The sequence below is a fragment of the Pseudomonas sp. JL27(2026) genome (assembly GCF_056933555.1).
This window is the reverse complement of the sequence record NZ_CM167794.1, coordinates 3,538,849-3,553,166: the sequence shown is the minus strand read 5'-3', so window position 1 is coordinate 3,553,166 and position 14,318 is coordinate 3,538,849. Positions and strand designations below refer to the sequence as shown.

Sequence of the window (14,318 nt, the reverse complement as noted above, 5' to 3'; positions counted from 1 at the left end):
TTCATGCCCGCGGATCGAAAGCGTCTCGCAACGCCTCGCCGATAAACACCAATAAAGAAAGAATCAACGCAAGGGTGAAAAATGCCGTCAGGCCGAGCCACGGCGCTTGCAGGTTCTGTTTGCCCTGGCCGATCAGTTCGCCCAGCGACGCACTGCCGGCGGGCATGCCGAAGCCCAGGAAATCCAGCGCGGTAAGCGTGGAGATCGCCCCTGTGAGGATGAACGGCAGGTAGCTCAACGTGGCGTTCATGGCGTTCGGCAGAATGTGCCGCACAATCACCTTGCGGTCAGTCAGGCCCAATGCCCGGGCGGCTTTGACGTATTCCAGGTTGCGCCCGCGCAGGAACTCGGCCCGTACCACGTCCACCAGTGCGAGCCAGGAAAACAGCGCCATGATCCCCAGCAGCCACCAGAAGTTCGGTTCGACGAAACCCGACAGGATGATCAGCAGGTACAACACCGGCAACCCCGACCAGACTTCCAGCAAGCGCTGGCCTAGCAGGTCGACCCAACCGCCGTAGTAACCCTGCAAGGCACCCGCGGCGATGCCGATCAGCGCACTGATGGCGGTCAACGCCAGGGCAAACAGAATCGACACGCGCGCACCGAAAATCACCCGCGCCAATACGTCTCGTGCCTGGTCGTCGGTGCCGAGCCAGTTGACCTTCGATGGCGGGCTCGGTGTGGGCTGGTTGAGGTCGTAGTTTGGCGTGTCGTCGCTGAACGGGATCGGTGGGAACAGCATCCAGCCACCGTCCTTGTGGATCAGCTTCTGCACGTAGTCACTGCGGTAATCGGCCTGGAACGGTAATTGGCCGCCAAACTCCAGTTCGGTGTAGCGCTTGAACGCGGGGAAGTACAACGAACCCTGATAACTGAGCACCAGCGGTTTGTCGTTGGCGATCAGTTCACCGCCCAGGGTCAGGATGAATAAGCCGATGAACAGCCACAGCGACCACCAGCCGCGACGGTTTTTCTTGAAGCGTTCGAAGCGTCGGCGCGCCAACGGCGAAAGATTGAGCATCAGGCGTTCCTCGCGGCGAAGTCGATTCGCGGGTCGACCAAGGTGTAGCAGAGGTCGCCGATGAGTTTTATCAGCAGCCCAAACAAGGTGAAGATGAACAACGAGCCGAACACCACCGGGTAGTCCCGCGAAACGGCGGCCTCGTAACTCATGCGTCCCAGGCCATCGAGGGAGAAGATCACTTCGATCAGCAGGGACCCTGCGAAAAACACGCTGATAAACGCCTGGGGAATCCCCGACACCACCAGCAGCATCGCGTTGCGAAACACATGCCCGTACAGCACCCGGCGTTCGCTCAAGCCTTTGGCCCGAGCGGTGACGACGTATTGGCGGGTGATTTCATTGAGAAACGAGTTCTTGGTCAGAATGGTCAGGGTAGCGAAACCGCCGATCACCAACGATGTTACCGGCAGCACCAGATGCCAGAAGTAGTCGGCGATTTTCCCGAGCGTCGACAACTGCTCGAAGTTTTCCGAGACCAGCCCGCGCACAGGAAACCAGTTCAGCGACGTGCCACCGGCAAACACGACGATCAAAAACATGGCGAACAGAAACGCCGGCATCGCGTAGCCGATGATGATCGCGGTGCTGCTCCAGATATCGAAATGGCTGCCGTGATGCACCGCTTTGCGAATACCCAGCGGGATCGACACCAGGTAGGTGATGAGCGTGGCCCAGAGCCCGAGGGAAATGGTCACCGGCATTTTTTCCAGGATCAGCTCGGTAACGGTCGCGCCGCGAAAGAAGCTCTTGCCGAAGTCCAGTTGTGCGTAGCTCTTGAGCATCAGCCACAGGCGTTCAGGCGCCGGCTTGTCGAAACCGTACTGTTTTTCGATGTCTTTGATCAGTTGCGGGTCCAGGCCTCGGCTGGCGCGGGAACCGCCGCCCACGGCCTCGCCGGATGCACCGAGGCCACCGCCGCCGATCCCTTGCAGGCGGGCGATGGCTTGTTCCACCGGGCCACCGGGTGCGGCCTGCACAATGGCAAAGTTGACCAGCAGGATGATCACCAGGGTCGGAATGATCAGCAGCAAACGCCGTAGCACGTAAGCGAGCATCAGTGTGGTCCTCCGGGTTTGCCGCGGCTGATGCGTTCGGCAGTCATTTGTTCATTGGTCAGCGGGGTGGGGCTCATTTCCCACCAGCTCTCGATGGATTCGTCATTGCTCGCCTGCACCGCTGGAATGCCGAAGCGGTTCCACCAGACGGTGGACGTGCCGGGCGGGTAGTAATTGGGAATCCAGTAGTAGTTCCATTGCAGCACCCGGTCCAGTGCATGGGCGTAGCGCAGCATGTCGGCCTGGGTGGTGGCCTTGACCAGCCCGGTGATCAGGGTGTCGACGGCCGGGTTTTGCAGGACCATGTAGTTACTGGCACCGGGGTCGTTGGCCGCTGCGGAGCCAAAGTAGCTGTATAGCTCCAGTCCCGGCGAGGTGGTCACGGCATAACCGGTGACGATCATGTCGTAGTCGCGGCTCATTACCCGGTTGACGTATTGCGAAGAGTCGATGCGTCGGATTTCCAGGGTGATGCCGATCTGCGCCAGCGTGCGTTTGTACGGCAACAGCAGGCGTTCGATGCCACCCTGGGTATTGAGAAAGGTAAAGGTCAGCGGCTCTCCGGCGGCGTTAACCAGTCGGTCGCCGTCGGGTTTCCAGCCCGCCTGCTCAAGCAGGGCCAGGGCTTGCAACTGCTTGTCGCGGATATTGCCGCTGCCGTCGGTCTTCGGCGCTTCGAACACCTGGGTGAAGACTTCGTCCGGAATCTGCCCGCGCAGTGGTTCGAGAATCGCCAGTTCAGCGGCATCGGGCAACTGCCGGGCGGCCAGAATGGTGTTGGAAAAAACGCTCTGCTGGCGAATGTAGAGGTCACGCATCATCTGCCGGTTACTCCACTCGAAGTCCCATAGCATGGCCAGTGCCTGCCGCACGCGACGGTCCTGGAACATCGGTTTTTGCAGGTTGAACACATACCCCTGCGCCGGTTGCGGAGCTTCTTTGGCCAGGTGGGCCCTTTGCAGGCGACCGTCGTTCAACTGTGGGCCGTCATAACCGATGGAGTAGCCAGTGGCGGAGAACTCGCGGTTGTAATCGTAAGCGCCGCCGCGCAGCACCTGGCGGGCCACATCGGTGTCGCCGAAGTACTCGATGCTGAAATGGTCGAAGTTGTGGAGGCCGCGGCTGACGGGCAAATCCTTGCCCCACCAGTCAGCGTTGCGCTCGAAGGTGATGCTGCGTCCGGAATCGATCTTGCCGACCCGGTAGGGACCGCTGCCCAGCGGGGCTTCGTAGCCGCCGCCGTTGGCGAAGTCGCGGGTTTTCCACCAGTGCTCGGGAAACACCGGCAGGGTGGCGATGTCCAGGGGCAGGGTGCGGTTCTCGTTGCTCTTGAAGTCAAAGCGCACGGTGCGCTCCGATTCCACCTCGACACCTTTGACGTCGGCGAACTGGGTGCGATAGCGCAGGCTGCCCTGGGTCATCAGCAGGTTGAAGGTGTAGCGCACGTCTTGGGCGGTGATCGGCGTGCCGTCGGCAAAGCGCGCCTTGGGGTTGAGATAGAAACGCAGCGATAGACCATCGTCGGCGCGCTCCATTTTTTCCGCGATCAGGCCGTACACGGTGTAGGGCTCATCCTGAGAGCGCTGCGCCAGCGGCGAGTAGAGCATGCCGTCGAGCTGGGACACGCCGATACCCTTGTCGATGTAGGGCAGCACATGGTCGAAGCGTCCGATTTCGATGGCCGAGCGGCGCATGCTGCCACCCTTTGGGGCCCGCACATTGGTGTAGTCGAAGTGACTGAACCCCGGCGGGTACTTGGCCGGTTCGCCGTATACCGTCATGGCGTGTTCAGGCGCGGCATTCACCGTTGTGGCGCTCAGCAGCAGGGTCACCGCGGTGAAGAGGAATGTGGGGAAAACCAATCGCATTGTCAGCCTTAAGAGCCGGGAGTCGTTGACCACGATTTGTACGCTAGCGACGCGTCACTCGCCAGCCGTAATCATGCCGCACAAACACAACGGCCCACCAAAAGGCGGGCCGTTGTGTAAAAAAGTCGCGGTTCGATCAGTCCTGACGGCTGGTCACTTCCAGCAGGTGGTAACCGAACTGGGTCTTCACCGGACCTTGCACAGTGTTTACCGGTGCGCTGAAGACCACGGTGTCGAATTCCTTGACCATCTGGCCTGGGCCGAACGAGCCGAGGTTGCCGCCGTCACGGCTGGATGGGCAGGTGGAGTTGGCTTTGGCGATTTCAGCGAAATCAGCGCCGCCTTCGATTTGGGCTTTCAGTTCGTTGCACTTGGCTTCGCTGGCAACCAGGATGTGACGGGCAGTGGCTTTGGCCATGGGAAAATCTCCATTCAAGGGGCAATAAAGTGCTGAGCCTACCGGATTCAGTGGCCTATTTCTCGCCAAAGTTCCGTTGGCCGTGACCGGGCGTCGCGTCTTGCAGGGTCATGCGGTGCCAGCACTCTCGGGTATTCACTTACAGCCCGGCATTCTTTAGCCGTTCGGCGTGGGCGACATACAGGTCCACCGGGTCGATGCCCTTGCGCACCAGGCCGGCCGTCTGATTCAGGCTGTCCAGATGATCCAGCGGGTAGTCGGAACGCAGGACCTTGCCCAGGTGCGAGCTGTAGCGACCGACCAGCCCGTCGTTTTCTTGCGCTTCGTTGATGAAGTAGGCGCCGAGTGCCCGGCAAATCTGGTGCAGCGGATCCACCCTATTAACGCCTTCGTCCAGCAGGCTGCCCTGGACGGTCCCGCTCCAGGAGTAATAGCGCACACCATTGACCTGCTCAGGCCCTTCGCCCCCCCAGGTGGTTGGCAGGCCTTGTGGGTATTTGGCATTGAAGGTCGCCACGCCTTCGGTGGTCAGTGCGTTGAGCGCAGCAACGGCGTGTTGCGGGAGTTGGGGGTGGCCGCTGAGCAATGACAGGAAATCGGCGAAAAGGGTGACGACGGCCGAGGCGACGTGCTCAGGCAAACTGCCGGGGCGTAAGGCTTTGCGCAAGAAGTCGGCAAGTTCCGAACCATGGTTCGGCCCACTGACCGAGGTGACCGAGGCGACGACCTGCGGCACCATTGCGGCGGCATAACGGGCGGTCAATGCGCCTTGGCTATGGCCGATCAGGTTGACTTTCTCGGCGCCGGTCCCGGCCAGTACCCGGTCGATCTGCACCAGCAATTGCTCGCCGCGCACTTCGTTGCAATGGGTGGCCGACAGGTACGGGACGAACACCCGCACGCCGGCGTTTCTCAGCGCTTGCTTGATGCCATGGAAAATCTCGAGGTGGCCGATGCGTTCGAATCCGAAGAGGCCGTGGATCAAGAGAACAGGGTATTGGGTCGTTGCATTCCGTTGCATGATTTTTCCTTCCTGGGTGCCGTTCTGAATGGGCGTTGAGTCCTCACTCTAATGCAGGTGGTCGTCTTGGCGATGTCTGAAAAGACCGCTGTAAAGGGTTGAAACGAGAGTAAAAGTTGTGAGGCGATTCGGATGTCCATGAAGCGTTACTCGGATTGTTCGAGCGTCTTTTATCCAGTTGACCGCGAACTTCAATGCAGTGTCTGACGCCTTGCGGCGCTTTCACGTGCTCGTGCTGGCGGGACGTCTGACAGTCCGGTCTGACGCTTCAAGCATCAAAAGAATGAGTGCCGCGATGTTGAACGCAGCGATGCAAGAGGCGATTGGCCTGGGGGAGATGAGTTTGGCCAGCAGGCCCCGCTATGGACTGGAAGCGGGGCGTTTGAGGGGCGGGCTGTGCTCAGGCGGGCAGTGACGCGCCGCGCCGTTGCCGATGCAGGGCCAGGCTTGCGGTGCGTAGCAGCTGTTCGGTGGTCTCCCAACCCAGGCACCCATCGGTCACTGAAACCCCGTAGCGAAGGTTTGTGCCCAGCGGCTGGCAACCGTCGAACAGGTGGCCCTCGAGCATCATGCCAACCAATGAGTGGTCACCTTGCAGGCGTTGTTCCAGCACGTCATTGAACACGGCCGGTTGGCGCAAGGGGTCCTTGCCACTGTTGGCGTGGCTGCAATCGACCACGATTCGCGAGGGGATCGCCAATTTGCGCAAGTCCTGATTGATCCGGGCAATGCTTTGGTGATCGTAGTTCGGCCCTGTGTGACCGCCGCGCAGTACCAGGTGTGTGTCGGGGTTGCCCTGGGTCTGGATGATCGCCGGATGGCCCTGGCTGTCGACGCCGAAGTGTCGATGGGGGTGAGCGGCCGAGCGCATGGCATCGCAGGCGACAGATACGCCACCGTCGGTGCCATTCTTGAAGCCCACGGGCATGTCGAGGCCGCTGGCCATCTCGCGATGAATCTGCGATTCGGTGGTACGGGCACCAATGGCCACCCAGCTCAACAGGTCGTCGAAGTAGCCGGCAGCCATCGGCTGCAGCAGTTCGGTGGCAATGGGCAGGCCCCGGCGCAGTATTTCACGCATCAACTCGCGGGACAGGGTCAAGCCGGCGGCCATGTCATTGCTGCCATCGAGTTGCGGGTCGTAGGCCAGGCCTTTCCAGCCGACCGTGGTCCGGGGTTTTTCGACGTAGGCGCGCATCACCAGCAGCATGTCATCGCTGACGTCGGCGGCCAGGCGCGCGAGTTTGTCGGCGTATTCGAGGGCAGATTCAGGGTCGTGAAGCGAGCAGGGACCCACAATCACCAGGAGGCGAGCGTCTTGACCTTCAAGGATGGCGCGCACCGCTTGACGATGGGTGGCCACTTGCTGGGTCAGGAGCGAGTTGAGCGGTACTTGATGTTTGAGCTCCAGGGCGCTGGGCAGGCGCAAAGTCAGTGCCTCATTGGCAGGGCTCAGGGTGGACAGCGGCAGTGCGGAGACGGATGAGTTCATGTTCGGGCTTCCTGGGCTGGCGGCGGGTTTCGTTCCCGCGCGCTCGGCCCTACTGGGGTGTTCGACAATTGGCCGGGTTGGCTGCGTGTGTTTGCTTGCCACCTGCGGGTGACCGATCGGAGGCGGCAGGCTGTCCCGAGCGGAAGCTGCTAAATCGCCAGGCGCAAAAACGGTCGTGACGGTAATAAGTGGCGTAGTTCATGGTGATTCCTCGATTCGTTGTGATGACGCAAAAAATGTTCAGGGCTGAAAAAACAAAACCCCCGGTCGGGAAGCCGACCGGGGGTTGAGAATTCTCTGGTGGCGACCCGTCTAAAAGTGGGCGCCGTGTGGGTATCAGGCGCGCCAGTGGCTAAACCAATACCCAAAATAAAAGCTCGCCGGTGCACAAACGTCGTTTACCCGGGCAGCCGCCACCGAGCGCAGGGCGCTGAGAGGTTGACGCTGTAAGAGGGGTGTGGACATGGTCTGGCTCCGATGAATGCGCCGAGCTTACTAGAGGCCCGTAGTCAGGTTCAATCAGAAATTACTATCGGAGCCAGGGCTGCTTTCTATCCCGGGGGTTTGTGGCAGACTCCGCGCACCTCAAATCCGTCAGCAAGGACCGATCATGACGAACCTCTGCATTGCCGCCGCACAATCGATTTCCCTTGCCGGGGATCTGCAGGCCAACATCGCTCGGCATCAACGGTTCATCGAGGTTGCCGCCGGGCAGGGCGTGCAGTTGCTGATCTTCCCTGAATTGTCGTTGACAGGCTATGAGCGAGGCCTGGCCGCGCAACTGGCTATCGCGCCGCAGGCCTCGGTCTTACAGCCGTTGCGTGACTTCGCGCAGGAAATGGGTGTGACTGCAGTCGTAGGTATGCCGATTCGGTTGTCAGCCGATTCCCCGGTCCTGATCGGTGCGCTGGTGCTGGCCGCCGATGGATCGTTGGCGGTCTACACCAAGCAGCACCTGCATGCCGGTGAAGAAGTGGTGTTTGCAGCCGGGACGGGTGGGGCGATGCTGACCTTGGGTCACAATCGGATCGCTCTTGCGGTGTGCGCGGACTTTTCCCACGCTAGCCATGCAGGTAAAGCTGCAAAGATGGGGGCTGACGTCTACGCTGCGAGTGTTTTGATCACCGAAGGTGGCTATGCCCCCGACACTGCGTTGCTGCAAGGCTACGCGCTTGAGCATTCCATGGCTGTGTTGATGGCTAACCACGGTGGTGCGACGGGCGGTTGGGAATCGGCAGGCCGCAGCGCGATCTGGGCAGCGGACGGTTCACTGATCGTCGCCACCCAAGGCGTTGGTGATGCACTGGTCATTGCGCGCCGCAACGGTGAGGGTTGGAGCGGACAGGTAGTGGATGTCCCCAATGTTTGAAGGTGCCGAGAATGGCCTTTGATTTGCATCCGGCGTCTTCGGCAGACTTGGGTTTCGCGCGAAAACTGACGTGCGAGACCATGCTGGGTTATTACATTCGGCACGACCTGCTTTGGCAGGACGAGGCCTTTGATGTGGCCTGGGCCGGGCGGGAAAGCTGGCTGGTCCGTCAGGATGGCGCGGTTGTGGGTTATGTCAGTCTCAGTCGCGATGCCAGAGCGCTGTACATTCGTGAATTGCACATAATTGCGGCCGTTCGCGGCCAGGGCACCGGGGCCTGGGTGATCGAGAAAGTGCTGCAGATTGCACGCAAGGAGCGCCGTCCGGCCTTGCGATTGACTGTATTCAAAGACAATCCGGCACAAGCTCTTTACCAGCGAATGGGATTGCAGGTCGTGGGTGAGGACGAGTGTTTCCTGAGGATGGAGCACGATTGTCGACTTTGACAGGTATCACCGGGGTGCGTCATAGAGGTTTCATGACGTGCAAAAACTTTTTATATAGCGCTTGCCGCTAGGTCTGCCGGGTGCTTTTTGCTAAGGTGTCTGGCAACCAAATAAGACCATATCGCGAGGTGTCTGCTTGATTAGGGTGCTAGTAGTCGATGACCATGATCTCGTTCGTACAGGTATTACACGAATGCTGGCTGACATCGATGGCCTGCAAGTAGTCGGCCAGGCTGAGTCAGGGGAGGAATCCCTGCTGAAGGCGCGTGAGTTGAAGCCCGATGTAGTGTTGATGGACGTCAAGATGCCCGGGATCGGCGGTCTTGAAGCCACGCGCAAATTGCTGCGCAGTCATCCAGACATCAAGGTTGTGGCGGTCACAGTGTGTGAAGAGGATCCTTTTCCTACACGACTGCTACAGGCCGGTGCCGCGGGCTATCTGACAAAAGGCGCTGCATTGGCGGAAATGGTCCAGGCCATTCGCCTGGTTTTCGCCGGGCAACGCTATATCAGCCCGCAGATTGCCCAGCAACTGGCTATCAAGTCGTTCCAGCCGACCAACGATTCGCCATTCGATGCACTGTCGGAACGAGAAATACAGATTGCGCTGATGATTGTCGGCTGTCAGAAGGTTCAGATCATTTCTGACAAGCTGTGCCTGTCGCCAAAAACCGTCAATACCTACCGTTACCGCATTTTCGAGAAGCTTTCGATCAGCAGCGATGTTGAGTTGACGTTGTTGGCGGTTCGTCACGGCATGGTTGATGCCAGCCTCTGACAATGACTGACCTGTTCGATCCAAGCGCCTTCCTTGCAACGTGCAGTGGGCGCCCCGGTGTGTATCGCATGTTCGACAGCGATGCGCGCCTGCTGTACGTCGGCAAGGCCAAGAACCTCAAAAAACGCCTGGCGAGTTACTTTCGCAAGACCGGGCTGGCCCCGAAAACCGCGGCATTGGTGGGCCGCATTGCCCAGATCGAAACAACGATTACCGCCAATGAAACGGAAGCCCTGCTGCTTGAGCAGACGCTGATCAAGGAATGGCGTCCGCCCTACAACATCCTCCTGCGCGACGATAAATCCTACCCGTACGTGTTTCTATCGGACGGTGAGTTTCCGCGATTGAGCATTCATCGCGGCGCGAAAAAAGCCAAAGGCAAGTATTTCGGACCCTACCCAAGCGCGGGTGCGATTCGTGAAAGCCTGAGCCTGCTGCAAAAGACCTTTTTCGTTCGTCAATGCGAAGACAGTTACTACAAGAACCGCACACGGCCCTGCCTGCAATATCAGATCAAGCGGTGCAAGGCGCCTTGCGTGGGGTTGGTCGAGCCTGATGTGTACGCCGAGGATGTCCGGCACTCGGTCATGTTTCTCGAGGGGCGCAGCAATGCGCTGACCGATGAGCTGTCTGCGGGCATGGAGGCGGCGGCGAGTACCCTGGATTTTGAGCGGGCCGCGGAGCTGCGTGACCAGATATCCCTACTGCGACGGGTGCAGGATCAGCAGAGCATGGAGGGCGGTACAGGTGATGTCGATGTGGTGGCGGCCTTTATCAACCCGGGCGGTGCCTGCGTACATCTGATCAGCGTGCGCGGCGGACGTGTGCTGGGCAGCAAGAATTTCTTTCCGCAGGTGGGTATTGAAGAGGACGTCGCCGAAGTCATGGCAGCGTTTCTTGGGCAATATTTCATCAGCAGCCCTGAGCGCGATTTGCCGAGTGAACTGATCGTCAATGTGGTCCACGAAGACTTCCCGACCCTGATAGCGGCCATCGAAGAGCTTCGTGGTCGTGAATTGACCATCAGTCACCGGGTTCGCGGCACACGGGCGCGCTGGCAGCAACTGGCCGTGACCAATGCCGAGCAGGCGCTGGGGGCGCGGCTGGCCAACCGGCAGCACGTTGCTGCGCGGTTCGATGCCTTGGCCGAGGTGCTCAGCCTGGACGAGCCGCCGCAACGTCTTGAGTGCTATGACATCAGTCACTCAAGCGGCGAAGCGACGGTGGCCTCGTGTGTGGTGTTCGGTCCGGAAGGTCCGATCAAGTCCGACTACCGGCGTTACAACATTGAAGGGGTAACCCCCGGCGATGACTACGCGGCCATGCACCAGGCACTGACCCGACGCTTCAGCAAGCTGAAGGAGGGGGAGGGCAAACTGCCGGACATTTTGCTGGTGGACGGTGGTAAAGGGCAGCTATCGATGGCCAGGGATGTGCTCAATGAGTTGGCGGTGCCCGATCTGATTTTGTTGGGTGTGGCCAAGGGTGCAACGCGTAAGGCTGGTTTTGAAACGCTCTATCTCAATGATGCCGCCCATGAATTCACCTTGCGCGGAGACTCGCCGGCGCTGCACCTGATCCAGCAGATCCGTGATGAGGCCCACCGTTTTGCGATTACCGGGCACCGTGCGCGGCGTGGCAAGACGCGCCGCACATCAACACTTGAAGGGGTTGCCGGGGTAGGGCCCACCCGTCGACGTGATTTGCTGAAACATTTTGGTGGATTGCAGGAGCTGTCTCGTGCAAGCATCGAAGAGATCGCCAAAGCCCCCGGGATCAGTAAAAAGCTCGCTGAGTCGATTTATGCAAACCTGCACAGCGAGTAGAATGCTTTTTCACCTCGTAGCCAGTTGTGCCGATGAATATCCCTAATCTGATCACCGTTCTACGCGTCCTGCTTATCCCGATTTTCATTTTGCTGTTCTATTTGCCGTATCAGTGGAGCTATGTAGCGTCCAGTTCGGTCTTCGCGTTCGCCGCAGCGACGGACTGGCTGGATGGTTATCTGGCGCGCCGTCTTGAGCAAAGCACGCCGTTTGGCGCGTTTCTCGATCCGGTGGCAGACAAATTGATGGTCGCGGTTGCGCTGGTGCTGCTGGTACAAGAGCATGGCAACCTTTGGCTGACATTACCGGCAGCGGTGATCATCGGTCGGGAAATCGTCATTTCAGCCCTTCGAGAGTGGATGGCTGAACTGGGTGCCCGTGCGCATGTTGCAGTGTCGAACCTGGGTAAATGGAAAACCGCTGCGCAAATGCTGGCGCTGGTGATTCTGCTGGCCAATCCTTCGGACTTCAGCTTCTGGGTCCTGGTGGGTTATGCGTTGCTGCTGGTGTCTGCGGGCCTGACCTTGTGGTCCATGATCCAGTATTTACGCGCCGCCTGGCCGCATCTGAAGACGGATGTGGAAAAGAAATAAAACTTTTTTGAATCAAGGGGTTGACGCATGTTCTAGAATCTATAGAATGTGCCTCACCAAGACGCGGGAATAGCTCAGTTGGTAGAGCACGACCTTGCCAAGGTCGGGGTCGCGAGTTCGAGTCTCGTTTCCCGCTCCAAACATAGATTTACGGAAGCCATTGGTTTTTGTGAATCACTAAAAAAGAGGCTTAGGCCTCTTTTTTTTCGTCCCCGTTTTTTCAATCAAGATCCGTTCAACCCACAGATCTTCAATGCGGTGATGCTGAAAGTGGGTCACCAGGTCTCGCTTTCTCAGATAGGGCGCATCATTCATCAATGTTGTTCTGCCCTCGCGGGACAGGTTCTCTGTCGTTGAGGCTTTTCGTCAGCATTTGATCGAGCTTCCGCGCAGAATCGAGCCTGGTCAGGCATTTATCACCACAGAGAAGTACAGGGCCAGGTTCAACTCATGACTCCGCTATGCGATGGTTTAGCGAGGGTTGATGACCAGCCTGTGGCTGGCCTCGATATTGTCGTCATTCCCAAATCACCAGTGACGAACAATCCATCGCTGTTCGACTTCACGACGGGATCAAACGATCAAAGAGGTGGACCCGCCAGAGTGGCGGGCCCGAAAGGGATCAGAGCTTCGGCAACTGCCCGATGCGCCCCAGCATCTCGGTTACGATCTGCAGGTCCAGCAGGAACTGGTCGATGGTCTTGAACTCGTTGTCGGTGTGGCCGGTGTACTTGACTTCAGGCCTGGCCAGGCCGAACTGCACGCCATTGGGCAGTTCATGGACCGAGGTGGCGCCGGCCGAGGTACCGAACTTGTGTTCCATGCCTAGGTTCTCGCTGGCCACGGCCAACAGGGCCTTGACCCATTCACCCTCAGGGTTGCGATACATCGGCTCGGCGATCGAGTAGTCGAAGGCTGGCGCAATGTGGGTCTTCTTGCTCCAGGCGCCTAGTTTTTCGGCAATCTCGGTCTTGAGCGCCTCCGGGGATTTACCGACCGGCACGCGTAAATTGACCGCAAGCTTGAAGGCTTTGTCATCCATCCCGACATAGGTCAGGGAAGTCGTCAGCGGCCCCATGAAGGCATCGGAAAAGCCTACCCCCAACTTGCCACCCAGGTAGTCCAGCCCCCAGTTGTCGGCGGCGTAGCGGGCGGCATCAGTGATGTGGTTGTGCTTGAGCGCGACCTTTGCATCGAGGCTGTTGATGAAGTCCAGCATCCTTGCTACCGGGTTAACGCCTGACTCGGGCTCGGAGGAGTGGGCGGAAACCCCGGTGACCGTCAGTGTGACGTCCTTGCCGGTAACCTTGGCGGCCACGTCGAAGTTGCCGCCATTGCGCTTGGCATAATCATCACCGGCCTTCTGCAGGGCGGCTGCCAGTTCGGCGGGGTTATCACTTGCCAGGGTGGCGACCGAAGTCGACGGAATCTGGTTGGTTGCCAGGCCTCCCGTCATCGACGTGATTTCGGCGCCTTTGCCCTCTGCAATACGCCGGGCAAAGCTCGCCATGACGGTGCCGTAGCCTTTCTCGGCAATCACCACCGGGTAACCGCCGTCCAGTGCCAGGTTGTAGTTGGGTGTCGGGTTGCGTTCGAAGTAATAGGGAATAGCGTCGCCGGTGGTTTCCTCGGTGGTGTCTACCAGCAGCTTGAAATTCCTGGCCAGCGGCAAGTTCTCTTCCTTGATGATCTTCATGGCATAGAGCGTCACCACGATGCCGTTCTTGTCATCCTCGGTGCCCCGGCCATACATGCGATCGCCGATCAGCGTGACCTTGAACGGATCGAGGCGAGTGCCGTCCTTCAGGACCCAGTTCTCCGGAGTCACGGGCACCACATCGGCATGAGCGTGAATGCCCACGACTTCATCGCCACCTCCCTCGAGAGAAATTTCATAGACGCGGTTGTCGATGTTGCGAAAGTTCAGATTGAAGGCCTGGGCAAGGCCTTTGATCTTGTCGGCGATCTTGATGAACTCGGGGTTGTCGTGCTGAGCGACGCCGTCCACGCGGAAGGTCGGGATTGCCACCAGCTCACGTAGCGTCTGGGTGGCAGCGTTGCCGTATTTCAGCCGTGCATAAATACCGAGCAGACGATGGATGTCGTTCTGCTGTTCAGGGGTAAGCGTCTTGTTGCCCTGGAAGGCACTGATTGCCGGGCCGAGATTGTCAGCTTTCGCAAGGTCGCTCTTTGCCAGGCTCCCCAGGAATTGCCTGAAGTCCGTGACGGATGCGTCGCTGAAAGTCTTGAGGATGGTCGCGCTCTGTTGCGGGGTGATGTTGGCGTGCGCTAGCGTGGTGAACGATGAAAGGCTGGCCAACATCAGGGTTGTCGCGGCCAGGTGCTTGAGTGAGAAGTCCATTGCTGGGGGCATTCCTTTGCAGGTAGTGAGTAAGAAGCGTCGGATAGATGAAACAAAACGTTT

12 protein-coding genes and 1 tRNA gene are annotated in these 14,318 nt (G+C 59.1%); 6 read left to right on the top strand and 7 right to left on the bottom strand.

The window, feature by feature from the left end:
- Window position 1 precedes the first annotated feature (1 nt).
- The 6 genes from AC1Z1G_RS16310 to AC1Z1G_RS16285 all read right to left on the bottom strand — a co-directional run bounded on the left by AC1Z1G_RS16310 (window position 2) and on the right by AC1Z1G_RS16285 (window position 6,881).
- Window positions 2-1,024 carry an ABC transporter permease gene (locus tag AC1Z1G_RS16310; protein ID WP_483621070.1) on the bottom strand — a complete coding sequence of 341 codons (1,023 nt, stop codon included), beginning with the start codon at window positions 1,022-1,024 and terminating at the stop codon, window positions 2-4.
- The gene (locus tag AC1Z1G_RS16305; protein WP_483621069.1) at window positions 1,024-2,082 is read right to left on the bottom strand and encodes a microcin C ABC transporter permease YejB; all 1,059 of its coding nucleotides are present in this window, start codon (window positions 2,080-2,082) and stop codon (window positions 1,024-1,026) included. Before AC1Z1G_RS16305 ends, AC1Z1G_RS16310 begins: the two co-directional genes overlap by 1 nt.
- Window positions 2,082-3,950 carry an extracellular solute-binding protein gene (locus AC1Z1G_RS16300; protein WP_483621068.1) on the bottom strand — a complete coding sequence of 623 codons (1,869 nt, stop codon included), beginning with the start codon at window positions 3,948-3,950 and terminating at the stop codon, window positions 2,082-2,084. Before AC1Z1G_RS16300 ends, AC1Z1G_RS16305 begins: the two co-directional genes overlap by 1 nt.
- Before the next feature lie 136 nt (window positions 3,951-4,086).
- Complete coding sequence (locus tag AC1Z1G_RS16295; protein ID WP_100939307.1) at window positions 4,087-4,368, bottom strand: peptidylprolyl isomerase; 282 nt, start codon at window positions 4,366-4,368, stop codon at window positions 4,087-4,089.
- A gap of 139 nt (window positions 4,369-4,507) precedes the next feature.
- Window positions 4,508-5,389 (bottom strand): esterase/lipase family protein, encoded by an 882-nt coding sequence (locus AC1Z1G_RS16290; protein WP_483621067.1) that lies wholly within the window; start codon window positions 5,387-5,389, stop codon window positions 4,508-4,510.
- A 400-nt stretch (window positions 5,390-5,789) separates the two neighbouring features.
- Window positions 5,790-6,881, bottom strand: a complete 1,092-nt coding sequence (locus tag AC1Z1G_RS16285) for a 3-deoxy-7-phosphoheptulonate synthase (RefSeq protein ID WP_483621066.1) — start codon at window positions 6,879-6,881, stop codon at window positions 5,790-5,792.
- 610 nt (window positions 6,882-7,491) lie between these two features.
- On the opposite strand from AC1Z1G_RS16285, the gene AC1Z1G_RS16280 reads away from it, so the two are divergent.
- The 6 genes from AC1Z1G_RS16280 to AC1Z1G_RS16255 all read left to right on the top strand — a co-directional run bounded on the left by AC1Z1G_RS16280 (window position 7,492) and on the right by AC1Z1G_RS16255 (window position 12,032).
- Window positions 7,492-8,250: a carbon-nitrogen hydrolase family protein gene (locus tag AC1Z1G_RS16280; protein WP_483621065.1), complete on the top strand. Its 759-nt coding sequence runs from the start codon at window positions 7,492-7,494 to the stop codon at window positions 8,248-8,250.
- Window positions 8,251-8,261: 11 nt separating this feature from the next.
- Window positions 8,262-8,696 (top strand): GNAT family N-acetyltransferase, encoded by a 435-nt coding sequence (locus AC1Z1G_RS16275; RefSeq protein ID WP_483621064.1) that lies wholly within the window; start codon window positions 8,262-8,264, stop codon window positions 8,694-8,696.
- Window positions 8,697-8,832: 136 nt separating this feature from the next.
- Window positions 8,833-9,474 carry a response regulator transcription factor GacA gene (gene gacA / locus AC1Z1G_RS16270; protein WP_347900872.1) on the top strand — a complete coding sequence of 214 codons (642 nt, stop codon included), beginning with the start codon at window positions 8,833-8,835 and terminating at the stop codon, window positions 9,472-9,474.
- A gap of 2 nt (window positions 9,475-9,476) precedes the next feature.
- Window positions 9,477-11,300 (top strand): excinuclease ABC subunit UvrC, encoded by a 1,824-nt coding sequence (gene uvrC, locus AC1Z1G_RS16265; protein WP_483621063.1) that lies wholly within the window; start codon window positions 9,477-9,479, stop codon window positions 11,298-11,300.
- A 32-nt stretch (window positions 11,301-11,332) separates the two neighbouring features.
- The gene (gene pgsA, locus AC1Z1G_RS16260; RefSeq protein WP_347906216.1) at window positions 11,333-11,893 is read left to right on the top strand and encodes a CDP-diacylglycerol--glycerol-3-phosphate 3-phosphatidyltransferase; all 561 of its coding nucleotides are present in this window, start codon (window positions 11,333-11,335) and stop codon (window positions 11,891-11,893) included.
- Between the two features lie 63 nt (window positions 11,894-11,956).
- Window positions 11,957-12,032: transfer RNA gene (locus AC1Z1G_RS16255), tRNA-Gly, on the top strand.
- Window positions 12,033-12,515: 483 nt separating this feature from the next.
- Here AC1Z1G_RS16255 and AC1Z1G_RS16250 read toward each other — a convergent pair.
- Window positions 12,516-14,255 carry a dipeptidase gene (locus AC1Z1G_RS16250; protein WP_483621062.1) on the bottom strand — a complete coding sequence of 580 codons (1,740 nt, stop codon included), beginning with the start codon at window positions 14,253-14,255 and terminating at the stop codon, window positions 12,516-12,518.
- Between the last annotated feature and the right edge of the window lie 63 nt (window positions 14,256-14,318).

Bases quoted from the DNA above. Each gene is read 5' to 3' on its own strand.
- AC1Z1G_RS16310 (WP_483621070.1), bottom strand. From the start codon at position 1,024: ATGCTCAATCTTTCGCCGTTGGCGCGCCGACGCTTCGAACGCTTCAAG.
- AC1Z1G_RS16305 (WP_483621069.1), bottom strand. From the start codon at position 2,082: ATGCTCGCTTACGTGCTACGGCGTTTGCTGCTGATCATTCCGACCCTG.
- AC1Z1G_RS16300 (WP_483621068.1), bottom strand. From the start codon at position 3,950: ATGCGATTGGTTTTCCCCACATTCCTCTTCACCGCGGTGACCCTGCTG.
- AC1Z1G_RS16295 (WP_100939307.1), bottom strand. From the start codon at position 4,368: ATGGCCAAAGCCACTGCCCGTCACATCCTGGTTGCCAGCGAAGCCAAG.
- AC1Z1G_RS16290 (WP_483621067.1), bottom strand. From the start codon at position 5,389: ATGCAACGGAATGCAACGACCCAATACCCTGTTCTCTTGATCCACGGC.
- AC1Z1G_RS16285 (WP_483621066.1), bottom strand. From the start codon at position 6,881: ATGAACTCATCCGTCTCCGCACTGCCGCTGTCCACCCTGAGCCCTGCC.
- AC1Z1G_RS16280 (WP_483621065.1), top strand. From the start codon at position 7,492: ATGACGAACCTCTGCATTGCCGCCGCACAATCGATTTCCCTTGCCGGG.
- AC1Z1G_RS16275 (WP_483621064.1), top strand. From the start codon at position 8,262: ATGGCCTTTGATTTGCATCCGGCGTCTTCGGCAGACTTGGGTTTCGCG.
- uvrC (WP_483621063.1), top strand. From the start codon at position 9,477: ATGACTGACCTGTTCGATCCAAGCGCCTTCCTTGCAACGTGCAGTGGG.
- pgsA (WP_347906216.1), top strand. From the start codon at position 11,333: ATGAATATCCCTAATCTGATCACCGTTCTACGCGTCCTGCTTATCCCG.
- AC1Z1G_RS16250 (WP_483621062.1), bottom strand. From the start codon at position 14,255: ATGGACTTCTCACTCAAGCACCTGGCCGCGACAACCCTGATGTTGGCC.